At 53.2% G+C, this 25,186-nt stretch carries 23 protein-coding genes; 5 read left to right on the top strand and 18 right to left on the bottom strand.

Annotated features, from left to right (window positions below; genetic code table 11):
* Positions 1-25: 25 nt before the first annotated feature.
* From L1F29_RS00700 to L1F29_RS00665, 8 genes are all read right to left on the bottom strand, one after another.
* A complete protein-coding gene (locus L1F29_RS00700; protein WP_258386508.1) occupies positions 26-2,380 on the bottom strand; it encodes a glycoside hydrolase family 95 protein in 2,355 nt (784 codons plus the stop codon).
* Positions 2,381-2,391: 11 nt separating this feature from the next.
* The gene (locus L1F29_RS00695) at positions 2,392-3,207 is read right to left on the bottom strand and encodes an acyltransferase domain-containing protein (RefSeq protein ID WP_258386507.1); all 816 of its coding nucleotides are present in this window, start codon (positions 3,205-3,207) and stop codon (positions 2,392-2,394) included.
* A 13-nt stretch (positions 3,208-3,220) separates the two neighbouring features.
* Positions 3,221-4,417 (bottom strand): Gfo/Idh/MocA family protein, encoded by a 1,197-nt coding sequence (locus L1F29_RS00690; RefSeq protein ID WP_258386506.1) that lies wholly within the window; start codon positions 4,415-4,417, stop codon positions 3,221-3,223.
* Between the two features lie 936 nt (positions 4,418-5,353).
* Positions 5,354-5,695 carry a DUF1801 domain-containing protein gene (locus L1F29_RS00685; RefSeq protein WP_258386505.1) on the bottom strand — a complete coding sequence of 114 codons (342 nt, stop codon included), beginning with the start codon at positions 5,693-5,695 and terminating at the stop codon, positions 5,354-5,356.
* A 41-nt stretch (positions 5,696-5,736) separates the two neighbouring features.
* On the bottom strand, positions 5,737-6,132 hold the full coding sequence (locus tag L1F29_RS00680) for a VOC family protein (RefSeq protein WP_258386504.1): 396 nt from the start codon (positions 6,130-6,132) through the stop codon (positions 5,737-5,739).
* A 150-nt stretch (positions 6,133-6,282) separates the two neighbouring features.
* A complete protein-coding gene (locus L1F29_RS00675; protein WP_258386503.1) occupies positions 6,283-6,717 on the bottom strand; it encodes a YciI family protein in 435 nt (144 codons plus the stop codon).
* A gap of 318 nt (positions 6,718-7,035) precedes the next feature.
* A complete protein-coding gene (locus L1F29_RS00670) occupies positions 7,036-8,328 on the bottom strand; it encodes an RNA polymerase sigma factor (RefSeq protein WP_258386502.1) in 1,293 nt (430 codons plus the stop codon).
* Entirely contained in the window at positions 8,325-8,759 is a 435-nt protein-coding gene (locus tag L1F29_RS00665) for a YciI family protein (RefSeq protein WP_258386501.1), read from the bottom strand. The genes L1F29_RS00670 and L1F29_RS00665 overlap by 4 nt, the downstream gene beginning before the upstream one ends.
* 500 nt (positions 8,760-9,259) lie before the next feature.
* Here L1F29_RS00665 and L1F29_RS34160 point away from each other — a divergent pair, with 500 nt between their 5' ends.
* Both L1F29_RS34160 and L1F29_RS34155 read left to right on the top strand, forming a co-directional pair.
* The gene (locus tag L1F29_RS34160; RefSeq protein WP_309252369.1) at positions 9,260-11,194 is read left to right on the top strand and encodes a sensor histidine kinase; all 1,935 of its coding nucleotides are present in this window, start codon (positions 9,260-9,262) and stop codon (positions 11,192-11,194) included.
* Entirely contained in the window at positions 11,194-12,258 is a 1,065-nt protein-coding gene (locus L1F29_RS34155; protein ID WP_309252368.1) for a response regulator, read from the top strand. Before L1F29_RS34160 ends, L1F29_RS34155 begins: the two co-directional genes overlap by 1 nt.
* Before the next feature lie 80 nt (positions 12,259-12,338).
* Here the strand turns inward: L1F29_RS34155 and L1F29_RS00655 are convergent, their stop codons facing one another.
* The 3 genes from L1F29_RS00655 to L1F29_RS00645 form a co-directional block, all read right to left on the bottom strand.
* Positions 12,339-13,640, bottom strand: a complete 1,302-nt coding sequence (locus L1F29_RS00655) for an ABC transporter substrate-binding protein (RefSeq protein ID WP_258386500.1) — start codon at positions 13,638-13,640, stop codon at positions 12,339-12,341.
* 117 nt (positions 13,641-13,757) lie between these two features.
* Complete coding sequence (locus L1F29_RS00650; RefSeq protein ID WP_258386499.1) at positions 13,758-14,594, bottom strand: carbohydrate ABC transporter permease; 837 nt, start codon at positions 14,592-14,594, stop codon at positions 13,758-13,760.
* The gene (locus tag L1F29_RS00645; protein WP_258386498.1) at positions 14,594-15,475 is read right to left on the bottom strand and encodes a carbohydrate ABC transporter permease; all 882 of its coding nucleotides are present in this window, start codon (positions 15,473-15,475) and stop codon (positions 14,594-14,596) included. Before L1F29_RS00645 ends, L1F29_RS00650 begins: the two co-directional genes overlap by 1 nt.
* Before the next feature lie 146 nt (positions 15,476-15,621).
* Here L1F29_RS00645 and L1F29_RS00640 point away from each other — a divergent pair, with 146 nt between their 5' ends.
* Genes L1F29_RS00640 through L1F29_RS00630 form a run of 3 tightly spaced genes read left to right on the top strand, consistent with a single transcriptional unit; the run spans position 15,622 to position 19,212 of the window.
* Entirely contained in the window at positions 15,622-17,427 is a 1,806-nt protein-coding gene (locus L1F29_RS00640) for a cache domain-containing sensor histidine kinase (protein WP_258386497.1), read from the top strand.
* The gene (locus tag L1F29_RS00635; protein ID WP_258386496.1) at positions 17,408-19,024 is read left to right on the top strand and encodes a response regulator transcription factor; all 1,617 of its coding nucleotides are present in this window, start codon (positions 17,408-17,410) and stop codon (positions 19,022-19,024) included. Before L1F29_RS00640 ends, L1F29_RS00635 begins: the two co-directional genes overlap by 20 nt.
* A 41-nt stretch (positions 19,025-19,065) precedes the next feature.
* Positions 19,066-19,212, top strand: a complete 147-nt coding sequence (locus tag L1F29_RS00630) for a hypothetical protein (RefSeq protein ID WP_258386495.1) — start codon at positions 19,066-19,068, stop codon at positions 19,210-19,212.
* 102 nt (positions 19,213-19,314) lie between these two features.
* On the opposite strand, the gene L1F29_RS00625 is transcribed toward L1F29_RS00630, so the two are convergent.
* The 7 genes from L1F29_RS00625 to L1F29_RS00595 form a co-directional block, all read right to left on the bottom strand.
* Positions 19,315-20,250 (bottom strand): phosphotransferase enzyme family protein, encoded by a 936-nt coding sequence (locus tag L1F29_RS00625; RefSeq protein WP_258386494.1) that lies wholly within the window; start codon positions 20,248-20,250, stop codon positions 19,315-19,317.
* Positions 20,251-20,316: 66 nt separating this feature from the next.
* Complete coding sequence (locus L1F29_RS00620) at positions 20,317-20,637, bottom strand: MazG nucleotide pyrophosphohydrolase domain-containing protein (protein ID WP_258386493.1); 321 nt, start codon at positions 20,635-20,637, stop codon at positions 20,317-20,319.
* 172 nt (positions 20,638-20,809) lie between these two features.
* A complete protein-coding gene (locus tag L1F29_RS00615) occupies positions 20,810-21,571 on the bottom strand; it encodes a methyltransferase domain-containing protein (protein WP_258386492.1) in 762 nt (253 codons plus the stop codon).
* A gap of 158 nt (positions 21,572-21,729) precedes the next feature.
* On the bottom strand, positions 21,730-22,206 hold the full coding sequence (locus tag L1F29_RS00610) for an SRPBCC family protein (protein WP_258389562.1): 477 nt from the start codon (positions 22,204-22,206) through the stop codon (positions 21,730-21,732).
* 20 nt (positions 22,207-22,226) lie between these two features.
* Positions 22,227-22,568: an ArsR/SmtB family transcription factor gene (locus L1F29_RS00605; RefSeq protein ID WP_258386491.1), complete on the bottom strand. Its 342-nt coding sequence runs from the start codon at positions 22,566-22,568 to the stop codon at positions 22,227-22,229.
* A 147-nt stretch (positions 22,569-22,715) separates the two neighbouring features.
* On the bottom strand, positions 22,716-23,504 hold the full coding sequence (locus L1F29_RS00600; RefSeq protein WP_258386490.1) for a class I SAM-dependent methyltransferase: 789 nt from the start codon (positions 23,502-23,504) through the stop codon (positions 22,716-22,718).
* Between the two features lie 370 nt (positions 23,505-23,874).
* Positions 23,875-25,026, bottom strand: coding sequence for an enolase C-terminal domain-like protein (locus tag L1F29_RS00595; protein ID WP_258386489.1), 1,152 nt, complete (start codon positions 25,024-25,026; stop codon positions 23,875-23,877).
* Positions 25,027-25,186: the final 160 nt, after the last annotated feature.

The raw sequence follows: 25,186 nt of genomic DNA, 5'->3' as shown, positions 1-25,186 counted from the left end.
CTTTTCAAACCTCCCCTATTTTCTCTTATCCGGTATATCCGTTATCCGATTCCGATCCCGATCCCGATTGCATCACACTTAGCCGATCAGAAAACGAGATCTCGTACGTCCCTCCCGCTTCCGTATCGATAACCGCCACATGGCCGTTATATACGACTTTGCAGGTACTTCCGTTTAGTGAAATGATGCTGCACCGCTTCAGCGTCCCCTCCTGCCATTCCATATCGACCTGGAACCCGCCGCGCGCCCGAAGCCCCTTCACCTTGCCTTCGCTCCAAGCCTCCGGAAGCGCGGGAAGCAGCTCCAGTTCACCCGCATGGCTTTGCAGAAGCATCTCGGCTATCCCTGCAGCACCGCCGAAATTGCCGTCGATTTGGAAGGGAGGGTGACTGTCGAATAAATTCGGAAGCGTCGACTTCATCAATAACAATTCGAGGTTCGCAAGCGCCTGCCCGCTATCCTTCAACCGGGACCAGAAATTGATGATCCAGGCGCGGCTCCAGCCCGTGTGTCCTCCTCCATGCCGCAGCCGGTATTCCAGCGACTTCCGGGCGGCTTCCATCCGGTCGGGCGCGGATGCGTACGTATATTGCGCTCCGGGATGAATGGCGTATAGGTGGGAGATATGGCGGTGGCCGGGCTCGACCTCATCGACACGCTCATACCATTCCATGAGACGGCCATCCGAGCCGATACCGGATATGGCCAGCTCGTTCCAGACTTCCTCCACCTGCCCGGTAAATGCATCGCTTATTCCCAGCTCCCTCGCAGCCTCGACCACACAAGCGAATACATCCCATATGATTTGCTGATCCATTGCCGGGGCCATACATAGACTCACGCCCGTGCCATCGGAGGATACATACGTATTTTCCGGCGAAGAGGACGGACCCGAAACCCACTGCCCGGTCTCCGGATGCCTCACCAGCCAATCCAGGAAGAAGAGCGCGGCTTCCTTCAAGATCGGATAAGCACGCTCTGCCAGAAACCGCCGATCTCCGGTGAACCGGTAATATTCCATGAAATCCCGGACGCACCAGCCCGCTCCCATCGGCCACATGCCATAGGTAACCGCGCCAAGAGGCGCCGTAAACAGCCATGCATCGGTCGTATAATGCGCAACGAACCCCCGGCAATCATACACTTCGCGCGCTGTCCTGCTGCCCTGATCGACCAGCCCTTCAATGAGCTTGAAATAAGGAAGATGACATTCCGCAAGATTGGTCACCTGGGCAGGCCAATAGTTCATCTGCAGATTGATGTTGATGTGATAATCGCTATCCCATGGCGCCTTCATATGCGGATTCCATATGCCTTGAAGATTCGCGGGCATGCCGCCCGGACGGCTTGAAGAGATGAGCAGGTATCTTCCGAATTGAAAATACAACGCTATCAAGCCTTGATCCTCGCTGCCCTGCCGGAACGCTTCCAGTCTCCGGTCCGTCGGAACGGAATCGGCAAGCGGCGAGCGCTTGAGCTGAAGCTCCACGCGTCTAAATAGCCGTTGGTGCTCATGAATATGTTCCCGCTTCAGCTGCTCATACGGCTTGGCCATGGCCTTCCGCAAATCATCCTGGCATTGCTCGACCAAGTCATGACGCAAAGGCTCCATCGGCTGGGCAAAATGATAATCGGTGCGAACGGCAAGGTATAAGGTTAATGTAGCGGCACCGCTTACAACGATGGTCCTCCCCTCTTGCTTGACGGTACCGCCCTCTGCTGCCGCTCTTAACACGCCGGCAAATTTGACGCCCGGATGCGTCGTTCCATGGGCGGCCTGCGCGGTAAGCACCAGAGCGTCCCGATCCCCGACCTCGACGAAGGCATCTTCTTCACGCGTCATATCGATCCGGGTATCGATCCGGCCCTGGCCTTCCGTATGCCACCGAAGAACAAGCACCTGGTCGTTCACGCTGGAGAAGGCCTCCCGGTAGTGGCGAACCCCGGCTTGAAGGTAAGAAACGGCCGCGATAGCCGTATCGAGATCCAGCTCCCGTCTGTATTCGCTTATCGGCTGTTCTTGGGAGGTCTCCTGATGGCGGAGCCATAGGTCTCCGAACGGCTGATAGCTTCTAGGGCCCGTATGCGGCGACAGCACCTTCTCCTGAACCAGCCGCTCCGCCTCTGCGCTTTTGCCCGCAAACAGCAGCTCTCTTGCTTCTTGAATGGCCTGTTTCGCCCCCGGCTGGTGAACAGGGACAGGCGGCCCCGCCCAGATGGACTCTTCATTCACCTGCACCCGTTCCACGGGATAGTCGCCAAATACCATAGCCCCGAGCCTTCCATTCCCGATGGGCAGCGCCCGATTCCAGCTATCCTGCTCGTTCCCTTCGGGCCATCCTGCCGGATGATCATACCACAGCTTCGTATTTTCACTCATCTTGGAAGCTCCTAACCGATTGGATTCATTTTGATTCCAGAACCGTTGCCCAGCTTGTTGCCCGCCAGGAGATATGCTTTGGCCGACCGCTGCAGGGTGGTGTGCTCTTCGTATTGGGAGCGGTCGGAGCGAGGTTGATTGAATATGCGCTGCTCCGCCTGATTGGACTCGCAATCGGTCTCATAGATGATGAATTCCTTCTGAAATTGCAGGATATTCGAGCCCTGCGGCAGGACTTCGCTTAATCCCGGATACAGCAGCCATGAATGGCAAGTAAAAACAGGCGTTATCCCTCTGAAGAAGCTTCGTGCCCGTTCGAAGGATTCCTCAACGCTCCGGGACTCCAACGACTCGCCGGACGGAATATGTACATTGAGTACGATTTGATTCTTAAATACGGTCCTTCCGTCCACTTCCAGCGTGCGCTCCAAGGCAGAAGGTTGAAATTGCAGACGGCCCAAGCGGAATAATCGAAGCTGAATATGCTCCTGCAGCCAGTGGTACTCTTCGATGCCATACTCGCCATAATCCCGTTTGCAGGTTAAGCACCAGATCTGAATATCCGAGAAGGTATCGAAGTAGATCTCATCGTCGATCCCCCGGAGCCGGTACTCTTCATGGACATCTGCCGCAAACCTTGCGTATAAATACAAGAACAGCTGCCGGTAGCCTGCAGTCTGCTTTACCTTCTCAAAAAAGGCGTAACGGTTGGCGTAAAATTGCTTCTTGCAGGCTTGATACTGCGGTTCATCCATTTGATAATCATATAAAATCTGCCGAGCGTCCGGATCCAGCTTGATCCCTTCGCACAATTGCTTCAAGTTCAAACGAAAGCTCCTCCTAACGATTCATCCATTTGCCATTGGTAAAATCGGGTATAGCGACCGGATGGCCGCCCATCGCGATCGAATCCTCGGATAATGCAGAGATGCACATCCAGGAAGCCATATCATAGACGTCGATAGGCGTTTGCGTCCTCTTTCTTACGCTATCGAAGAAATCTTCGAATACGAGCCAATCCATGCCGCCATGGCCTCCCTTAACGCCTTCCTCGATGTATTTTTTCCAGAGAGGGTGGTCATATTTTTCCCGGAAGCCTTCTACATTGCCCCATTGGCCTTTCCAGTCGAAGTGGTGCTGATCATGCATGCCATCGATATAGATCGAAAGATTCTCCTCCGCGTACATTCCCTTTGTCCCTCTTACCGTGAAGCCTCTGGAATAATACCTCGGGAGCGTCGTATCGAGCGTTATCGTAATCGTTTCGCCGTGGGCGCATTTGATAATCGTCGTTACGATATCGCCCTGCATAATATCCGTCTTGGCCAGCTCGGAATGCTCGCCTTTCTCTCTCTTGATATATTCCTGCAATCCTTTGGCCTTGGAGGCCATGGACACCAGAGATACCATCCGGTTCCCATGATTGATCCCTAGTACCCTGGCAATGGGCCCGATCTCATGGGTCGGATAATTCTCGCAATTCCGGTGAATATAATTGTTTAACCGATAGTGCCGATTCTCACTGCCGTAAGCGATTTCATCCCGCAGATCATGATGGTATCCGCCTGCGCAGTGCACGATCTCCCCAAATACGCCGTGCTTAACCATATTAAGCACCATAAGCTCTTCCCGGCCATAGCAGCAGTTCTCCATCATCATACACGGCACCTTGGTTCGTTCATAGGCTTCGACCAACCGCCAGCATTCTTGAACGGAATAAGCCCCGCCTACCTCACTGGCCACATATTTGCCAGCTTCCATCGAAGCGATCGCAATATCCATATGAGCGGCCCATGATGCACTAATTACGATAGCGTCGATCTCGGCAATGGCCAATACCTCCGTATAATCCGTCGTCACGACGGGGCGGTATCCCTGCGCCTTCTCGACCTGGTCTGCAGCCTGCTCCCCTCTGTCCGCGTATAGATCGCATACGGCGGCTACCTCAACATCCGGCATCTTAAGAATGATTTGCGTAAGCAGCCCCATGCCGCGACCGCCCAAGCCGATAATTCCCGTCTTAATCCGCTCTCCCACTCCTGCCCAACTCCTTGTCGTTATTCGCTTCCCTACCTGAATTATACAGTAACCCCCGCTAATTCAAGTATGAAATTCGGGGTTTAACGTATAAAGAAATGGCAGATCAGGCCGGTTATAGCCGTAACTGGACATTCACAAGATCATTCATGAAGCTAGTCGGCAAATCTCCTGGCCGTGCAAAAAATACAGAGCCAAGGAGGTCATGCCTCGCTTGGCTCTGTATCTATCTATCGCTATGCACTGATCCCCGGTTGTAAGACGAACCGCCGCTTTTTCACCCATGCGGGCTGACCCTTGTATCATGCCTCCTAAACCTTCATCTGGATGATTCCGCCGCGCACAAGGACGAACAAGGATACGCTGAACTTTTTGCGCATCGCGCGCAGTCCCCAGCGCACGGTGTGGCTTTGCATGATTGCGGTCCACCACGTGGTGTGCGCGCAAGTCGAACAAGACGACCTTGAGAGAGTTACGGACATACGATCCGTTATTCGCCGAATTTCAGCCGATTGGCGACGGTTGCGGACATACAATCCGTTATTCGCTTTATTAACTGCAATTCGGGGACGCTTTGTCTCCTATAAAGGCTCTCATGTCCGCAACACTCGCAAAACGTTCTTGATAACTTCGCTAACGGAACCTATGTCCATAAGCATGGTATCATCCGCGGCCGCGGCGATCGATTCATACAACAGCGGTCTGCTTCTGCACACCGTTCGCAGCCCCCAGCGTGCGGCGAAGCTTTGCATGAGTATAATACTTACTAGCTTAGTGGCGGCACTCAATGAATGCCCAAAGAGGGCCGTAACAGCATACCTTCCGGCAGCCTGTTACAGCCCTGCAACCAGTATCCCTCGCGGGATTCCAACTCTTCAATGGCATTCACTCCAGCGCACTTCAAGACAGCTTGCCGACTTCAGCTTCAGCGTATCTTTACAATCCGGAGGCAGCTTGGCTAACCAGCGAGGACAGCTGATCGCGATCGGCCGTGTGCCCTTGCCGCAGCTTGATCGTCTTTCTTTCCGGGGGACCGTCGAACAATCCTTCCGGGAGCGATAGCCCGCCCGCATTAAAGATCGTAAAGCTGACCGCGTCTTTCGACGTTGAGATCACGGCGGCGTATTTCCCATTTTTCAAAAAATGAGGCTTCTTGTACTGGATGCGCTCCTGGACGTCCGGAACCGCCCCGTGAACAACCTCGCGCAGGCGGGAGCACAGCTCCCCTTGCCAAGGCTCCTTTACCGCTTCAATGAAATCTGTTACTTCCTGGTTCATATACCGCTGCTCCTTTGTTGTGTAAAATGAATGTGCCGTTCTTATTGCGTGACGATCATCCACGTGACGCCGAATTGATCCACGACTTCGCCATAATAGGCCCCCCACGGCTGACGATCGAACGGATGCTTGAACTCGCCGCCCTCCCCAAGGTTCGCATAGGCCGTGCGGGCTTCGGCTTCGCTGCCGTACGATAACGATAAATTAAGGCTTCTGCTGCCAGGTACCGGTTCGAAGGAATCGGACAGAAACAGGGTATTGGTTCCCGCAACCGTCAAAACCATATGCATGACTTTATCCTTCATCGCTTCGGGCGCTCCCGGGGTTTCACCGAACGTAAGAACGGACCCGATTTCTCCTCCCAATGCTTGCTTATAAAATTCCGCCTGCGCTCTTGCATTCTCCGACATCAAATAAGGGGTAAGCTGTGCTCCCATTCTTCATCAACCTTTCCATTGGGTTTGTTTTGCCGGCAAGTGACAATCGGAATTTTCGATTGTAACACTTGCGGACATTAGATTAAATCTTGACCTCTATAAACACGACGAACGGGCCATGACGGAATCGACAGATACGAATAAAAAAGTTTAACTTTTTTTGAGCATATCGATTTGGTCCCGCAGATCAGCCTCCAAGAACCGCGTATGCGGAGCTTGCGGCGGATTCGCATCCTCGATGAGCTGACGGAGCTCGACTTCGCCCCCGCTGAAGACGCTCGGATGCGGCATGCGCATTGCCCACTCGACCGCTTCTTCTTCTGAGCTCACCTCCATCAAGATGTAGCCTGCAACCAGCTCCTTCTCCCGCGCAAAAGGTCCGACCGTCACCTTCGGCTTGCCGCCGTGCGCCGGATAGGTAATCCGCACCCCGCTTGCGCTCGGCTGCAGCTCTTCCGCTGCGAGAAGCACGCCGGATTTGTCCAGCGACTCCTTGTAGGCAGTCATCGCCTCCCGATACTCCCGGCTGGGCCTCACGCCGGCTTCAGAATGTCCGGTGGCCTTGACCATCAATATATACCGCACCCACGTTCCCTCCCGATTCAATTGAGACTGAGGCTGCGCGCTAACCCGCCTCTATACAAACGACGAACGGGAGACGCCATAATCGACATGAGGTGAAATGAAAAATAAAAAAACGCGAATGGACAACGGTCCATTCGCGATTATATAGGCGGAACGAGAAACGTAACATCGAGCGGAGCAGGAAAAATGGTCCTGGAGAAGCGATAGCGGTCGCCTATGTTCCTGAATTTCAACCTACTTGTATCATTCAAGAAATTCGGGAACAACAGCGATCGGAAGAACATTCTGCCTGCGCAGCGGCATGGGTTGGGTTGGCGGTCACGCATCGATGCCTTGCTGATCGCAGTCGCCCGATTCGCTCGCAGCGCATTCCGCGGCGCGCTTAAGCAGAAGCCCGCGCTCCCTTGCATTGCGCGTCAGCGATGCGGCGCGTTCGAACTCTTCGCGGGCTTCGCCGGTACGGCCCAGCTTGACCAGCAGATCGCCGCGAACGCTTGGCAGCAGGTGATAGTCCTTGAGCGACGGTTCGGCGACCAGCTCATCGACGAGTTGAAGACCAAATGCCGGGCCGAAGGCCATGGCGATCGCCACCGCGCGGTTCAATTCCACGATAGGCGACGGCATGACGCGCGACAAGGCTTCGTACAGGGCGGCAATACGCGCCCAATCGGTCTCTGATGCGGTACGGGCCTGCGCATGGCATGCGGATATGGCAGCTTGCAGCGCATAAGGACCGAGCGGACGCCCCAGCTTCCGGGCGCGTTCGAGAGCGGCCAAGCCGCGGCGGATCAGCAGATGATCCCATAATGCGCGGTTCTGATCCATAAGCAGGATGGGTTCCCCCGCAGCGTTCACCCGGGTCCGGAACCGGGACGATTGGATCTCCATTAAGGAAACCAAGCCGTGAACCTCCGGCTCCGCAGGCGCGATTTCCGCCAGAATGCGTCCGAGTCTGAGCGCCTCCTGACACAGCATCGGGCGCATCCAGCTGTCACCCGAAGTTGCAGCATACCCCTCATTGAACATCAGATAGATCACTTCAAGCACGGTCGACAGGCGTTGCTTGAGCTCTTCGCCGGCAGGCACCTCGAAGGCAACCTTCGAGGCGCTGAGCGTCCGCTTCGCCCGGACGATCCGCTGCGCGATGGTCGATTCCGCAAGAAGGAAAGCGCGGGCGATTTCATCGGTTGTGAGCCCGCCGAGCAGCCGCAGCGTCAATGCTACACGCGCCTCCTGGGATAAGACGGGATGGCAGGTCGTGAAGATCAGCCGGAGGAGATCGTCTTCAACCTCGCCATCCAGCGCCATATCGATGTCGTCTTCGGTATACAGATCGCTGCCGCGTCCGAGTTCCTCGTATTTCTGCTCGCGCAGCTTGCTCCTGCGGATCTGATCGATGGCGCGGCGCTTCGCCGTTGTCATCAGCCAAGCACCGGGATTGTCCGGTATACCGGTGACCGGCCACCGTTCCAATGCGATGACGAGCGCGTCCTGCGCAAGATCCTCCGCGAGGCCGACGTCGCGGACCATCCGCGCCAGTCCGGCGATTAGCTTGGCCGATTCGATGCGCCAGATGGCATCGATCGTCCGCTGGACGGAGGAGCCGCTCACGGTTTCCGGGTCCCCTCCATCTTCTCACGAAGCGCGGCTTCCATCGCCAGCGTCTCCGGGTTCTGCGTCAAATCCGCTGCGTCGATAATCTGGCGGAGCTCGATCTCCCCTTCGCCGAAGCCGTGAGGATCCGGCATGCGCAGCGCCCATTCGATGGCTTCTTCCCTGGATTTGACCTCAATCAGCGTATACCCGGCTATGATTTCTTTCGCTTCCGCGAACGGGCCGTCCGTTACTTTCGGCTTGCCTCCGGGTTCCGGGTAAGAGATCCGTATCCCCTGCGAGCTTGCGTGCAGTCCATCGGCGGCAAGCAGCACGCCGGCCTTGGCCAGTTCTTCGTTATACCGCAGCATGGCTTCAAGCAGCTCCGTGCTGGGCATAATGCCCGCTTCCGAATCCTTCGTGCCTTTGACAATCATCATAAATCGCATACATACCGCCTCCTGTATTCATAATGGAGAACCGATATCCGTGTTCGCCTGCCCGGGAATCTCGCTCCTATCTAGACGACGAATAAGCGGCCGCGGAATCGACATCGTAGAACAAAAAAAATCTTCAAGGGGCCTGCCCGATTACCGCTGCGTCACTCCGGCAGCCATTCTCCCTTCAGACACTCCATATTAACCATTTCCATACCCCATTCGATTTCCCTTCAATTTATTCCCTTTCCACCCCGCCGATGTTCAACCAGTCATGAATACCCCTAAGAGAATCAACGTACCTCGCGAAGATGATATTCAGGCCATTAATGAAAAGGATAAACGCAGATTGTGTCGAATTTCCTCGTATGATGCGAAATCAACCTACAACCGCTCTTAAATATGCAGCTATCATTCTTTTATTTCTTGGCGTTCTCATCGGCCTGCGGTGGGGTTGGTCCGAAATCTTTGATACAAAGGAACATCCCCGTGCGGTCAATGGCGTACTCGACATGCGCGGATGGGACTTTGACAATACTTCCACCGTCTCGCTGGACGGGCAGTGGCAGTTCTACCCTGAACAATTCATTACTTATCCGGATCTATCGCGATCGGAAAATCAATCAAGCTATGTCCAGGTTCCGGGAGACTGGAGCAGCGGGCTGGCGGAGGGCTCGGATTCCTCCTACGGGTACGGAACATACCGGCTGCGTATTCTAGTCGATCCGCTGGAGCAGCCCGTCGCGTTATGGCTCCAAGGGATCGAAGCCTCCACCAACGTAGAGATAAACGGGCTATCCGAGGGGCCTATTGGAATGCCTGCCGCAAGCGCCGGCGAGTATACGCCCAGAAAAATCTCTTTCACCGCCTCCTACTCGGGTAAAGGCACGGAAGAGATCGAAGTGCTAATTCGCACGGCTAACTTCGATAACCCTTATAATGGCGGGATCCTGAGCTCTCTCCGGTTCGGCTCTCAGGCCGCGATCGATTACGTTCGCTGGTATTCCATCGGGTTTCAGCTTGCTTCGTTTATCATCCTGCTGCTTCACGCTCTGTATGCCGGCATTCTCTACCTGTTTAATCCCCGGGAGAGAGCTTTGCTCCTATTCGTTCTGTTTGCGCTCACGGCCGGATTCATTATCGTGTCCGATTACGACAACTTGCTTTTGGTGTGGCTATCGATCAATTACACGTGGGCGCTCAAGATCAAACTGCTCGTTTACGTGTGGCAATCCTTCTTGATCCTCGCTATCTTCCGAAGGTTCTATACGATTTCGCTGAAGAACGGGTGGCTCCGCCTATATACGGCGGCGCTCGCTGCCTATTCCGGATTTCTACTGGCGGCAAGCGCGCCATGGGTGCACGGATCGATCGAACTGGGCATTTATGCGTTCTTCTATTTGTTCCCGTTCGCTTGCCTTATTTGGACCATCGGCACCATGTTCTTCAAGAACCAGACCGACGAGAACCAGACCGACGAAGACATGATCTTCCTGCTGCTGTCCGCGGCCAGCATCCTGTCCGGCGTGTTCTGGCACATATTCAATAGGCATCAATCCGTTATCGAAGTGTACTATCCTATAGATCGAATTGCGGCCATCATCGGCTTCTCTGCGTACTGGTTTAAGAAATACTTCCGTCATACCAAAGAAAACGCCATGCTGAACGAGCAATTAAAGAAAGCCGACAAGCTGAAGGACCAATTTCTCGCCAATACGTCGCATGAACTGCGGACGCCGCTGCACGGAATCATGAATATCGCGCAAACCGTCGCAACGAAAGAGAAAGGGAAAATGACCGCGAGAAGCCTGAAGGACATGGAGCTGCTTGTCACAATAAGCCGCCGCATGTCGCATATGCTCGGCGATCTTCTCGATGCGGCACGGCTCCGGGAACAGCGCATTATCCTGCAGCAAGAGCCTTTAAAGATTCAATCCATCGCTCCCGGCGTAATCGGCATGCTGAATTTCATGACAGAAGGCAAGCCTGTCCGGCTGACCATGGATATCGCGGAATCGATGCCGCCGGTAATGACGGATGAGAAGAGGCTCGTGCAAATTTTGTACAACTTGATACATAACGCCCTTAAGTATACAGAGGAAGGAACCGTCTCCGTTTCCGCTGAAACTCGGCGCGGGCGGGCCGTCATCCGTGTCTCCGATACCGGAGTCGGCATGAACGAGGAAACACAGGCACGCGCGTTTCTCCCGTACGAGCAAGGGGCTAATGGAATAAGCGACGGGCGGGGGATCGGACTTGGCTTAAGCATCTGCAAGCAGCTGGTCGAATTGCATGGCGGCGCCTTAACCGTTCGCTCCGAACCGGGCAAGGGCTCCGTATTCAACTTCGATCTGCCTTTAGCGGATCTATCGCTATTCCGCTGCCGCAGCACCCGCTTCGTCGTCCGAATGCAACGGACGGAGCGGAAGAAGCCTTCGCCGGATTAATGATTCCCGGGGCTGCAATCGGGGAAATGGCTGCCGCTGCAAATCTTCCGCCGCTGCTGAATGAGCGGAAGATGCATATTCTTGCCGTTGATGACGACCCTGTCAACCTCAATGTGTTAGTCGGCATTCTATCGACGGAACCGTATACCATTACAACGGCCCAATCCGCCCGCGAAGCGCTGATTTTGCTGGATACCAGGCAATGGGATCTGCTGATTGCCGATGTCATGATGCCCCACATGTCCGGCTACGAGCTAACGCAGCGGGTCAGGGAGCATTATTCCCTATCCGAGCTTCCGGTGCTGCTGCTGACCGCGCGCAGCCAGCCGGCCGACATCTATACCGGATTCTCGTCGGGAGCCAATGATTATGTAACCAAGCCCGTAGATGCGCTTGAGCTCAAATACCGGATCCGGGCGCTGACCGCGCTGAAGCAGTCCATCCATGAACGTTTGCGTATGGAAGCCGCCTATCTTCAGGCTCAAATCCATCCTCATTTTCTATTCAACACGCTGAATTCCATTATGGCGCTTAGCGATATCGATACGGACCGGATGCGGGATCTGGGGTATGCGTTCGCTTCTTACTTGCGGATCAGCTTCGATTTTCTTAATACAGGGGAGCTGGTCGAGCTCTCGCATGAACTGGAGCTTGCCAAAGCGTATTTGCATATCGAGCAGGTTCGGTTCGAGGACAGGCTATCCGTCGTATGGGAGGTTGAGCCCGGCATCAGCCTGCTCCTCCCTCCGCTTACGATTCAGCCGCTGATCGAGAATGCCGTCAGACACGGCCTCCTCAGCCGGAATCAAGGCGGTACGGTTCATATTCGGATTGCCCGCCGGGACGGCTTCACGCTTATTGAAGTCAAGGATAACGGCAAGGGGATGGAACAGGAGAAGGTCATTCAGCTGCTGAATCCGACCATGAAGGGCAAGGGCGGGATCGGTATTGCCAATACGCACCGGCGATTGATGCAATTATACGGCCAAGGCTTGTCTATCGTCAGCAAGCCCGGCGAAGGAACGACCGTGTCGTTTGTTATTCCGGATAATCGAAATATGTAGGATGTGTCCGTCCCCTCCCTATTGAAATGGAAAGAGGCGTCCACCGTTAACCGGAGTCCGCCTCTCATCCTAGCCTGCTATTATTTCGTTGTCTTTAGGCTGTCCCATGCCTTCTGCAGATCCTCCAACAAGCGGTTCGCATCGGACTTGCCCGCGAAATACGCTTGGATCTGGTTTGCGAACTCGTTCATGCCGCCGTCCGGGAACTTGTTAAAGTTCCAGCTCAGCGTCTTGCCTTCCTGGCTGTACTTCACGACTTCGGCTCCAAGATCGCCCAGGTCCTCGTTCGTCGCTTCGATGCTCTTGAATGCCGGAATGAACTTGAATTCCTTGGTGATATATTTCTTGCCGGCATCGGAGCTTACGAGCCAGTTCAGGAATTCCTTCGCTTCCGCTTTCACCGGTGAGTTCTTGTTGACGACCCAGTTGTTCGGCACGCCGATGAACAGCTTATCGTTATCGTCCGCGTTCTCGTTGATTGGCATCGGCAGAATGCCGATGTTCAGATCCGGGTTGATGCCGTTGATCTGCACTTGCGTCCAGTTGCCTTGTTGAGTCATTGCGGCTTCGCCATTGGCGAACATCGTCATTTCGGTGTTATAGTCCGTTGTCAGCGGGTTTTTGTTGCCGTATTTCAACGTCAGGTCGACCAGCTTGATCCACTCTTGGAACGCCGCGTTACCCGGGATTTTCTCCGTGCCCTCGTTCAGCCCTTTAATGAACGCGTCCGGATCCTTCTGATGCGCGAATGCCACGTTTAACGAATGCAGGCCGAGAATCCACGTCTCCTGGTAACCGTTGGCGAACGGCGTAATGCCCGCTTCCTGCAGTTTCTTCGCCGCTTCCTCCAGCTGGGATAGCGTCTTAGGCACTTCCGTGATGCCCGCTTTGGCAAACAGGTCTTTATTGTATACGAAGCCGTACCCTTCCAGGTTCATCGGTTGTCCGTAGATTTTCCCGTCCTTGGTCATCGGTTCTTTCGCAACGTCCAATGCATCCGCGACCCACGGTTGATCGGACAGGTCCTCCAGCTTGTCGATCCAAGTCTCAAATTCTCTGTATCCGCCGTTGTTGAAGATGTCGGGTTCTTCGCCCGAAGCGAATTTCGCTTTCAATGCCGCGCCGTAATCCGCGCCTCCGCCCACTGTCTGAATGTCCAGCTTGATGCCCGGGTGCGTGCTCTCATACTCCGCTTTCAGGCGGTTAAGCGCTTCGGCGATCTCGACTTTGAATTGGAAAATCTTGATCGTTTTCGTTTCTTGCGAGCCGCCGCCGTTAGCCGCAGTATCTCCGTTGTTCGATGGTTTGGAGCCGCATGCGGACAAGACGAGCGAGAACGCGAGCAGCAGAACGACTGTCATCTTGAAGTTCAACTTCTTCATGGTGGTGCCTCCCCTTTACTTCTCTTGTTGGCTTGCTTACGTTTTCATTGTATAAGGTCAATCAACGTACTTATAGGCAGAATATTGATCAAACAGGTAGACGGGAGTGACCTCTCGTCAACCCTTGACTGCGCCTTGCGTAATGCCCTCGATGATATATTTCTGCATGAACAGGAAGAAGACAATGATTGGGGTGACGCCCATCACGAGCGCCGGCAGGGCCAAGTCCCACTGCTTCGTGTACTGTCCGAAGAACGCAAACGTCGCGATTGGAATCGTCTGCAGCTCCACCGATTGCAGGATGAGCGACGGAAGCAGATAGTCGTTCCAGATCCAGAGCGTGTTTAGGATGAACACCGTCACGAGCATCGGCTTCATGAGGGGGAACACGACCCGAAAGAAAACACCGTAGGCGTTTGAGCCGTCCACCGTCGCCGCCTCCTCGATCTCCTGCGGAATCGACTTCACGAAGCCGTGAAGCAGGAAGACGGACATCGGCACCCCGAATCCGAGGTAACAGATGATCATGCCGTGAATGCTATTCATGAGCCCCAGGGTGCTGGCAACCTTGACGAGCGGGATCATGATCGATTGGAACGGCACAACCATCGCGGCAACAAGCATTAAGAATAAACCTTTATTAAACCGGCTGTTGCTGCGAACCATGCGATGCGCCGCCATAGCGCTGATAAGAACCAGCAGGACGTTGCTCACGATCGTGATGATGGAGGAATTCAGGAACGCGGTTGGAAAGTTCGTGATGTCGAAAGCGCGCGAGTAGTTGCCCCACTCGATCGATTTCGGCAGGCTGGCCGCGTTCGTGAGCAAATCGCCGAAGCTTTTCACCGAATTCACGAACAAGAAGTAGAACGGAACGAGGAACAGAATTCCCAGAACGATCATAACCAGTTCCGTCGCGATCGTTCCCGCCCGGTTTTTTTTCGCGATGTCCATTACGCCTCAACCTCCTTGCTTTTCGTGAACTTCACTTGCAAGCTCGTAATGACCGCCACGATGACAAAGAAGATGATCGCTTTCGCGGTGCCAAGCCCGTATCTATTCTTGGAGAAGGCTTCGTTATAGATGTTCATCGCAACCGATTCCGTCGAACCGAACGGCCCGCCCTTGGTCAGGGACAGATTCAAGTCGAACATCTTGAACGACCAGGAGATCGCCAGGAACAGACATATCGTCGCAGCCGGCATGATAAGCGGAATGATGATCGAGCGCAAAATTTGCAGCCGGCTGGCCCCGTCGATTTCGGCCGCTTCCAGAATGTCCCGGGGCACGTTGTTCAGCGACGAGATGTAGATGACCATCAGATAGCCGGCCGTCTGCCAGACAAACACGATGACGATGGCCCAGAACGCCGTATTTTCCGTCCCCAGCCAGGGTAAGTTAAAGAAGGATATTCCCGTCGTGCTGCCGACGGCAGCGAAGCCTTTTACGAAAATAAACTGCCAAATGAATCCAAGCAGCAGGCCGCCGATAACATTCGGCATGAAGAATACCGTCCGCAGCACGTTCCGGGTCTTGAGCGGCTTCGTCAGGAAGTACGCAAGCACGAAGCCCAGAACGTTCGTGAAGACGACGCCCAGTACCGTGAACTTCGCCGTAAACCAGAACGATTCGCGAAACGCGTCGTCATGCATGAAAATCTGTTTATAGTTATCGAACCCGACCCAGCCTGCTTCTCCCGATACGCCGTTCCAATCCGTGAACGAATAATACAACCCGAACAGGAACGGAATGACCATGATCAAGGTGAAAAACACGAGCGCGGGACCGACGAATACGATCTGTTGAGCCAGTTGCGATGCCTTTTTGGAATTCATCCCCGTTCTCCCCTTTACACATTTTCTTTTTTACTTATTATTCAGTATGCTGGATACGCATATCGAAAAAAACGGACGATCGTGAACCGATAGGAGTACGATATTGATCTGCATGGCGTCCGTTGTGGCAAGCGAGGGAATTTACGATGAAGTCTCACAGCATACGCAAAAGGCTGATCCAGTTCATGCTGGCCGTCACAATCATTCCGCTGATCCTGTCCCAAGTTATTACGATTATTCACACCCGGGAGTCGATCAAGGAGCAGTCGGTGAGCGAGAACGCGCGGCTCATATTCCAAGGCAAGACGAATCTCGTCAACTATTTGAGCAATATCAACCGGGCCTCGATTGTCATCTATTCGGACCCGCATTTCCTAACTAATTTGTCCAAAAGCCCGGACGATTACCAGGCCGCCGCCGAAATCTACACGACGCTGCAAAATTTGCAGAACTCGCTTCCTGATATTTGGCAGGTCTACCTGCATTCATTCATGACGAATCAATCGACGCTGATCACGAACAGCGTGCCGAGACGGAATTTCCGCCCCGCTCCATATGAGAGCGCGCGTCTGTACGATACGGACCAGACAGACACCGAGCCTCCGCATCCCGCGCACAGCTACGGTTTCCCGCGTTCACCGAACGACAATCCGGACAGGAAGGTGTTCACGTTCTTCCGGCCAATCGTTCGCATCCCTTCCACCGACCAACTGGCGATTCTGGCCATCGACGTTCATCTCGAGGGAATCGCGGCGATCTGCGACCAGCTCTACGATGCCGGCGACGAACAGCTGTACCTGCTGGATGAGAACGGAATCGTTATCTACAGCGGCGAGCCTGAAGAGATCGGCAAGCCGATCGGGGATCCGGACATCGCAGCGAAGACAACGGACGGAAATTCGGGATCCATGGATAGGGATAAAGCCATCCTTGTCTATGAGAAACTCGATGTTCCCTTTGCAAAGTGGACACTGATCAAGCAAGTGCCCCACAGTGTCCTCTACAGAAGGTCTACGGAGCTGACGATGATTAACGCGGTTATCGCGGCTCTGGCGCTGCTGTCCGTCATCGTGGGCACGCTGTTTATCTCTATCCGGATTACGAGGCCGATTAAGCAGCTTGCCGGTTACATGAACGAAATCCAGACCGGCCGCCTGGATATCGACATTAAGATCGACAGCAAGGACGAGATCGGCACGTTATCCCGCCGGTTCAGGCAAATGATGGATACGATCAATAACCTGATTCTCCGGAAGTACAAGCTCGAGCTCGCCAATAAGACGAACCAGCTCCAGGCGCTGCAGGCGCAAATCGATCCGCATTTTCTGTACAATGCGCTGCAATCGATTGGAACGATCGCCCTGCAGCAAAAAGTGCCGCAAGTCTATAATCTCATCTCCTCTCTGGCGGAAATGATGCGCTACAAAATGCGCAGCGGCGAATCCACGGTGACGCTGCAGGAGGAGGCCGATCACGTCAGGCTCTACTTGAACATGCAGAAGGAACGGTTCGACGATCAGTTCGAATATATTTTCGACTTGGCGCCGGATAGCTTAACCGCGGTTATCCCCAAGATGACGCTGCAGCCTTTGGTCGAGAATTATTTCAAGCATGGCATGGATCCCCGCCTCGGCCGGGGCCTTCTGTCGGTTCGCAGCAGGGTAACGGCCCCGAATCGGCTCGTTATCATGATCGAGAACAACGGCGCTTCCATTCCCGAGGCCAGGCTAAAGCAATTGCAAGAAGAGCTTTCGGCGCAGAAAGACGATTACGAAGAGAACAACATGGAGGACAGGGCGTCTATTGGCTTGTGCAACGTGCTGATGAGGCTCCGGCTGTACTCTGCGGACATGGCAGTTCTCCATATCGGGAACATCATGCCCCATGGCGTGCAAATCACCATTGAATATGCGTTGGAGAGGGGATTCATAAATGAAGGTCCTGATCGTTGACGACGAAAAACACGTAAGGAGTGCCATCAATCTGCTCGCGGACTGGGACCGGTTCGGTATCCGCGAGGTGCTGGAAGCGACCGACGGGGAAGATGCGGTGACGGCCATCCTGGAGCATGCCCCGCAGATCGTCTTGACCGACATGCGCATGCCCCGCAAGGACGGTGCAGCGCTGCTGACCTGGCTTCATGACGAGATGCCGCGGATCAAAGTGATCGTCATCAGCGGATACGACGACTTCGAATTGATGCGCCATGTGATTCGCAACGGCGGAATGGACTATATTCTGAAGCCGGTCAAGGCCGACGCCCTGAACGAAGCGCTGGGCAAAGCGGCGGACTGCTGGCGCAAGGAGGAAGAGGAACGGAAACGGCTTACCAGGCGGAGCATCGAAGTGAATGAAATGAAGCCTCACTATGCAGACAAGCTGTTGACCGACCTCGTTACGGGACAAAGCCGCAGGGAGCTTCTGAATCAGCTGCTGGAGAAGTTCCGCCTCCCTGCCGGGCCCGTCTCCTGCTCCGTGGCCGTGCTGGCCGTCTCGCAGATCGACAGCAAGCTGCTGGCCAAGTTTCACAATCAGCATCAGCTGCTCTTCTTCACGCTGAGCAATATCTGCAACGAGCTGCTGCGGTCAAGGGGGGTCGCCTTCCGTCAGTTGAACAGCCCCGGCGAGCTTGTCCTTCTCTTCTGGGACGATGCAAGCGGCTTCAGCAGCGTATTGAGGGATATTAACGAGGGCATTTATCTGACGCTCCATCGCCGCTTTCATTTCGGGATCGCTCTATCGCACGCCTTCCCAAGCGAAGTGCAGCGCGGTTATCGAGAAGCTTCCAGAGCGGTCGAAAAACGTAATCTTCTCGCCCCCGGGCACTTCCATCCCTATCAGGAGGAAGACGGAGCGTCTTCCAAACGCCAGCCGCGCCTGGCCTCCTTCGAGGAGATTTTCCGACTGGCCGCGCTGAGCGGCAGTCGCGAGCAAATCCAAGCAGCCGTGGACAACTGGCTTGCCGGCGTCAAACAATTGGGTTTGGTGTCGCCGGAGCAGCTGATGCAATGGGACGGGGAGTGGGATTGGATGCTCCTGAAGTGGATCGAGGGAGAAGCCGTCAATGCGGAGCATGCGGAAGAGCGGGAAGAAGCCAAGGCGGAAACGATCGTTCCGCTGCCCCTGAACGAGAAAGGGATGCTGTCTTGGGAGAATCTGAAGGCGGAGATGATCGAGCGGCTGGAGGCGGCGTCCAAGACGCTCGTCCAAGCGCACGCGAAGAATCATTTTTTCATCCAGGATATCGCCAAATACGTGGAGAGCCATTATCTCGAGGACATATCGCTCCAGGATGTAGCCGCACGCTTCTTCCTTAGCCGGGAGTATGTCGCACGCAAATTCAAGCAGGAATACGGGGTCACCCTTCTCGATTACCTCAGCCGCATTCGGATCGAGAAGGCCAAACTGCTGCTGCACAATCCCCACCTGCGCATCACCCAGGTCGCCGAAATGGTCGGCTACCAAGACGAGAAATATTTTAGCCGGGTGTTCAAGAAGCTTGAAGGGATCAACCCCGGTGAATACCGGAAGGAGCGGATACTGGGTTAATGCACGATGAACGCGGGGAAGAATAGGCCGCCCGAAAAAAAATGCAGGAACTCGGGAATGGCGGCACGATTATTAATACGGCATCCGTAACGGGCTTTCTTGCGACCATCAATGCCGTTGGCTGCAACGTATCCAAAGCAGCGGTCGTCATGATGACGCAGGTCGCCGATCGGAGGAGAAGATTTTAGTAGGGGTTCAGAGGCTGGCTTCCATTTTAAACAGCTGATCTGCAAATAAAGAGCATCTGAGGCCGCTGCTCAGATGCTCGGGAATGCCTTGGAGGACATGTGCTAAATTTTGATGACGTGGTTTTGTTCGATCCGAATGCGGTATAGGTTCATGATTCGGACTTGCTCCTCGGTTAGTTCGTCGCGATTCCAATACATATGCATCAGATTGTATTCAAACAATTCTTTCAGCTTCATAAAAATCGGCATGTGCTGCAGCACCTCAGCCGGAAGATCGTTCTCCTCTTGATAGCCTTCTATAAGAGCGCCGGCAATGGACTGGGCATACTCGCCTATATTTCCTTTGCCTGCGAACGAGAACTCCAGTGCAGAATAGATGGGAACAGCCAGGTCGAATCCATAATAATGCTTTTCGCAATCTTGAAAATCAATCATCGTTAGCTTGTGGTCGCGGTCGACAAGGATATTTTCGAGCCACAAGTCGCCGTGTATGATGCCGTAATAATCCGGATCTCGCGGCAGCTTGTTAACACGATCCAGAACATCCCGGGCCATATCCCGGATAACGGTCTCTTCTCTTGGAATATGGGCCAGAAAATCATACTCATCGTTATCGTGCCAATCTTTGATATATACAGCCGCCTCACGCTCCGTATACGCTCTGGACGCGCGATGCATCCTGCCCATTTGCTGCCCCAGCTTTCGGAATATAGAGGAATTCCACTGGGACCGCGGCAAATGAATACCCGGCGCAGCTTGAAATACAACCGCCAGCTTCTCTTCATCCAACATGACCTTTTCAACGAATGTACCCTTTCGTGAGGGTATCGGTTGCGGAACCCCAATCCCCTCATGGTATAAAAAGTTCACCCAGTTAACTTCTTCGGCCTGCTCCCGATCGGTTTTGTAATTCGTTATGCGTACAAAAAAGCCGCCTTCTGCTGCGCGGCAGCGATACATCTCATTGGTTACGGCTTCTACCAGATCGCAATGAATCGGATAGGTTTCATGAAGGAACTGCAATATGCGCTCTTCCATCGTTGTACTCCCCTCACCCGCCTAAGTTGAGACGGTTCATTAACAAGCTGAGCGGCAGCATCCTCGCTATTTCTCGGCGTATCGCTTGCTAAGTTTATTTTTGTGTGCTTCCAGAACTTCCTCGATTGTGATATCGTATAGGCTCGCCAAGATGAATACGTTGCCTAATACATCCCCCAACTCCTCCACCAAATCCTCTTTTAACCGGTCTGTGGATTTATGATGCTCATCCGGGCGGTCCCTTCCGATCTCCAATGCCCTGACAGCTCTTGCCGCTTCCCCTACCTCTTCCGTCAGAAATCCGATTCTTTCGAACGGACCGTAATTCGACCATCCGCGCTGATCGTAGAACTGTTGAATCCAAACTTGTGTATCGGCTGCTTTCATCATATCTCTCCCTGATGGTTTCTCACATATATAATACCGTTAATAATCGTTCTTTCCCAACAGCAGCATACGGGCCGGCGTAAGCTCTCTTCATGTTCTTCGCATATAGCTCCACAATATTGCCTTCGTATCAAAAAAAGGGGAGCCTCCCGCATAAGAAGGCTCCCATACTTTAAATAGGCCGTGATTTTATAATAAATCGATGCTGACTTACGTCAAAAAAGCCTTTTTTCTCGATGATCCGGTGAATCTCGTATATTGGGGCAAGGTATGGATCAAGCTCGAATCCAGGAACCTGCCAAGGTATTGCTTTCAGATAGTAAATGATGCTGCCTACATCATAGAACCGTTGAATCGGGAATTCTTCCTTGCTTGTCAGAACCTCAAATCCGTTCGAGATAAGCTCCTCGGCGGCCGTCTCTAAATTCCAATGATGGAATTCTTCATTCAACGGAACGCCCAAGGCCTCATTGATTTCCCGGCAATCCAGCCCACCGGACTGTTGAGTAAGAAAAATGCCATCGTCCGAAATAATCCTTCTCACTTCTGTCGGAGAATACGATTCATGCTGGTTCAGAATCAGATCAAATTGATCATCGTCAAACGGCAGGTCGAAGTCATCTTCGATCTGTACGACTTTCACGCCCAAAGGCTCTAATCTATGTCTGGCTATCGGAACATTGGGAAGGTATCCCTCCGTAGCGAATACACATTCAGGCAGAGGGCCCAACATAGACAAGAATTCTCCGCCCCCGGTTCCCATATCCAACATTGATTTGGCTTTCCGGACAAGGGGGATTGCCATACTGCCGTATGACCAGGAGAGCAGTTGGCTCCCCATTCGGCCTGTCCCGGTAATATAAGCGAAATCCCAGCCGGAAAAGTCATGCTGGGCGCTCGATATATGATCTAAAAATAGTTTATCGAATTTCATCTCATGACCTCCAAATATTCAGCAGTATTTGATTATTCGCAATCTTACAGCTGTTAAATATGGAGGCCCTCTTATAGCTGGACTAAGGAGTTATATCTCATGCTCTAACAAGTTCATGTCGATCATCCTCCTACGGAGATGAAATGATTGGAAGAGCCTCAGCCTTCCACGATTTCCTTCAGGCCGAGGAACATAAGATTCCATCCATGCTCCGAGCCGCTGTGGTACTCGGCAAGCGCCTTGGCGACATCTTCCGGCGTCCAATTCGCCTCGTGCGGTACGACGATTTCCTGTGTGAACGTCATTTCGCAGCCATCCTCGACGGATTGGAGCTCTACCGTGATCGTATCGGTCGACTCGCTGAACTGAGGCATTTGGAACGTCAGTACCAGACGACGCGGACGGTCGATCTCGAGATAGTGACCGATCGCGCGGTAATCCACGCCGTCACGATGATCGACGATTTCCCATGTCCCGCCGACATAGGGCTCGTTCTTCACAACTTTATTGGAAAACTCACGTGTCATGAACCATTTGACGAGCAGATTCGGGTTCAAGAACGCCTCGAACACCCGATCGGGTGTCGAGCTAAATCGGCGATGCATCGTTAACGTCGTCACGGAGAAGTCGGACATTGCGATCATCCTTTCCTTGTTCAATGCGCGTCATTTCCTTCCGGTCCCGCATCCAGCTTCATCAGCTCGCGTTCCAATACGTCAAAATGATTGGACCACTGCTGTTCGTAGAAGCGAAGCCATGCACTGGCCGCGGCCAACGATCCGGGATTGAGGCGGCAAATATGTATCCGACCTTGAACCGTCCTTTGAAGAAGCCGGGCTTCCTCCAGCACCTTGATATGCTTGGAGGCGGACTGCAGCGACATCTTGAATGGCGCTGCCAATTCAGTTACCGTATGCTCGTGCTCCGTGAGCATTTGAACCATTTCCCGGCGCGTAGGATCGGACAAGGCATGAAAAACGCGATCTAAATTATCCATGTAATATTCACCCTTGTGGTTGATTATAGCCTGACACTCCGTAGTTATCAACCATTCGGTTTAATAAATGGTCAATATGGCACGAATGTGCCGTATCGTGAGGCCAATCGATGCTTGCAAGCTGTTGAATGAAAACCCGCAAGCGATTTATTTTCTTGCTTTTTTTTGCGATAAATACAACACCGATAGATAAGGCCGTTCAATAACCCCATTGTGTTTGCCGGCTAAGGCCAATATGTCTTGATAGGCTTCTTCCTTTTCTTCCTCTGACTTCTGAACAAAGAAATTTCCGGTCAGCATAAAGCCAAAATATTCATCGGCCGTATACGCCTGACTCCATAAGTGGCGATCAATCTGCGGCTTTGTGAAAAGCCCTGAATGCTCAATCTGTGATGCTACTGATGATATTCTTTTTTCGCAGCCATCCTCTGATAGAAAATCGGCAAAGCCGCCGTACTTATTGGACAATGCTACAAGCTCATGATCAAGTTCATTGTCATATGTAAGATACATATTCCATATTAATGCGAGATAACCGCCTTCCATCAATGCAGCTGCACATTTCTCGAACCCGATCGGCTGCGGAATCCAATGGAATGCTTGCGCTGAGAAAATGACATCGTACGAAGTGCCTTTGGCAGCATACTCTTCATAACGCGATTCCTCAAATCGGACAAAGGGATACTTGGCGAATTTTCTTCTCCCTTCTCTAACCAAATTCGAGCCGGGCTCCACACAAAGGATATGACAACGATATGGCACGAGTAATTCTGTCGCTTTGCCGCTGCCCGAACCAATCTCAAGAATAGCCGACTTATCGGTTATATTTGCAGCACTTACGAGTGAATCCATTACTTTTTGCGGATAGCTTGGTCTGTATTTATCATAATAATCGGCGGTTTGGTCAAACATGGTGCTTTCTTTTTTCCAGTCCAACTTTCCCAACCCCTTTTTCTGCAATTTTATAATCATCTTCGCTTAGGACGAGGGGGTATCCTTCTTTTTATCGTTCCTCCCTTTAGTTTAGCGAGATTTCATAGGGCCGCCAAGGCAAGGCATACCTCAATGGCTAGAACAAGCGGAACGAAAAAGGACTGCAACAGGTCACGAACCAACAACCTGTCACAGTCCCCAAATCCGCGTCAGACGCGGCCTCTTGAACTCTTACTCGTCCCCCGGCGCCACCGGATTCTCACTGTAAGAAATCCAATCCAACCGATCCTCAGTATCCCCCTCTAGCTTCCTCCCTCCTTCCTTGCGCCTCAGGTGCATTTATTTCATCCATTCAACCGGTATCCACTCGCCGTTAACGGCTCCAGCCGTTTGCCAGAACCTGTCTTACAAACCGTTCCTCGTCAAAATCGAGACCGAAGCCAGCCTTGTCCGGGACATGGAACAGGCCGTTCTCTACCCGATAAGCGGACGCGTCCATGCCTTCGATCGTAATGTCATCGTATTCGACGAACTCGAAATTCCTAATCGCAGCGGCAATATGCCCGAGCGCGTAGATGCCGTATGCACTGCCGTAGCAATGCGGCGCAGAACGCAGTCCCAATTGGTCGAGCTGCGCGCCAAGCTCCAACCAATGCGTAAATCCCGGATAAATAATGTCGTATTGCAGTACGTCGACAAGGCCGTTCTTCGCCCAGTTGACGAGATGGGGAGACGCAAGCCCCTCTCCGTCCGCAATGAGCACGTTTTGGCCGCGCTCACGGAGCCACGATTTCAGATCGGCATACAAGGCATCGTCTTCGTGAAACGCCTCTTCGATCCAGTACAGATTCACGTCTGCGGCGGCCGCCAGCACTTCTTTGGTCAAATTCAAATTATAGGCATTGTTGGCATCGATCATAATCTGCCCCGCCGGTCCGGCTACCTCGGCAACGCCATGAATGATCGCTATATCCCGCTTCGTCCCTTCCCATAGCGGCATGTGTCTGCCGCCTCGGCCGACTTTGATCTTGAAATTCCGATGGCCTTTGGACCTTCCTTGCTCGGCTTCCTCTTTCATCAACGCCACCGCATCCCGGTCATTCTGCAAATGCAGATCGTCGAAATAAAGCGAAGTATCGTAACAGGGTACAACAAGCGGAGAACCCGGTTCCCGATTGAAAGCGGATACCAATTCGTATACGGGGGTATTCTGTCTGCGCCCCAGCCAGTCCAGAATCGGATACTCGAGCGGGATTCGGTATGGTTCAAGCACTCTGCCGTTTGGATCGAACAGATCCACCAGCCTCATACCGACTACGGTTTCCGCCAATTTCTCCGTCAACAACCCCGTGCTACCGAAGCCAACCTCTCCGTCAATCGTAATTCGGGCGATACGAACGGAGCAATTTTTACCGTGATCTCCGATCCTGCCGTTCGAACCCGCGCTTCTTGCACGCTCACCCGTAAGAGTTGCAATCTCGATCTTCTCTACTTTCCATTCGGGTTGAATGTTAGACATATCCATTCTTGTCTCACTCCCCATAATTTAATTAGTTTACGGACTAATCAAATGCGCTCTCAGTTAAATTATAGAAACAGCCTTTGTCCACTGTCAAGAATATCCCTCGGAATGCATTCGAATTGCATTTTTTCACGCTTTTTGTTAGCATTTTAACTAATTAAAA

The sequence above is a fragment of the Paenibacillus spongiae genome (assembly GCF_024734895.1).
In the GTDB taxonomy this organism is placed as follows: Bacteria; Bacillota; Bacilli; order Paenibacillales; family Paenibacillaceae; genus Paenibacillus_Z; species Paenibacillus_Z spongiae.
Note: the sequence above shows the minus strand (reverse complement) of the source record. Positions and strands in the feature narration are given on the sequence as shown.

Bases quoted from the DNA above. Each gene is read 5' to 3' on its own strand.
- L1F29_RS00700 (WP_258386508.1), bottom strand. From the start codon at position 2,380: ATGAGTGAAAATACGAAGCTGTGGTATGATCATCCGGCAGGATGGCCC.
- L1F29_RS00685 (WP_258386505.1), bottom strand. From the start codon at position 5,695: ATGAACCAGGAAGTAACAGATTTCATTGAAGCGGTAAAGGAGCCTTGG.
- L1F29_RS00680 (WP_258386504.1), bottom strand. From the start codon at position 6,132: ATGGGAGCACAGCTTACCCCTTATTTGATGTCGGAGAATGCAAGAGCG.
- L1F29_RS00665 (WP_258386501.1), bottom strand. From the start codon at position 8,759: ATGCGATTTATGATGATTGTCAAAGGCACGAAGGATTCGGAAGCGGGC.
- L1F29_RS34160 (WP_309252369.1), top strand. From the start codon at position 9,260: ATGCGCGGATGGGACTTTGACAATACTTCCACCGTCTCGCTGGACGGG.
- L1F29_RS34155 (WP_309252368.1), top strand. From the start codon at position 11,194: ATGATTCCCGGGGCTGCAATCGGGGAAATGGCTGCCGCTGCAAATCTT.
- L1F29_RS00655 (WP_258386500.1), bottom strand. From the start codon at position 13,640: ATGAAGAAGTTGAACTTCAAGATGACAGTCGTTCTGCTGCTCGCGTTC.
- L1F29_RS00650 (WP_258386499.1), bottom strand. From the start codon at position 14,594: ATGGACATCGCGAAAAAAAACCGGGCGGGAACGATCGCGACGGAACTG.
- L1F29_RS00645 (WP_258386498.1), bottom strand. From the start codon at position 15,475: ATGAATTCCAAAAAGGCATCGCAACTGGCTCAACAGATCGTATTCGTC.
- L1F29_RS00640 (WP_258386497.1), top strand. From the start codon at position 15,622: ATGAAGTCTCACAGCATACGCAAAAGGCTGATCCAGTTCATGCTGGCC.
- L1F29_RS00635 (WP_258386496.1), top strand. From the start codon at position 17,408: ATGAAGGTCCTGATCGTTGACGACGAAAAACACGTAAGGAGTGCCATC.
- L1F29_RS00630 (WP_258386495.1), top strand. From the start codon at position 19,066: ATGCAGGAACTCGGGAATGGCGGCACGATTATTAATACGGCATCCGTA.
- L1F29_RS00625 (WP_258386494.1), bottom strand. From the start codon at position 20,250: ATGGAAGAGCGCATATTGCAGTTCCTTCATGAAACCTATCCGATTCAT.
- L1F29_RS00620 (WP_258386493.1), bottom strand. From the start codon at position 20,637: ATGAAAGCAGCCGATACACAAGTTTGGATTCAACAGTTCTACGATCAG.
- L1F29_RS00615 (WP_258386492.1), bottom strand. From the start codon at position 21,571: ATGAAATTCGATAAACTATTTTTAGATCATATATCGAGCGCCCAGCAT.
- L1F29_RS00610 (WP_258389562.1), bottom strand. From the start codon at position 22,206: ATGTCCGACTTCTCCGTGACGACGTTAACGATGCATCGCCGATTTAGC.
- L1F29_RS00605 (WP_258386491.1), bottom strand. From the start codon at position 22,568: ATGGATAATTTAGATCGCGTTTTTCATGCCTTGTCCGATCCTACGCGC.
- L1F29_RS00595 (WP_258386489.1), bottom strand. From the start codon at position 25,026: ATGGATATGTCTAACATTCAACCCGAATGGAAAGTAGAGAAGATCGAG.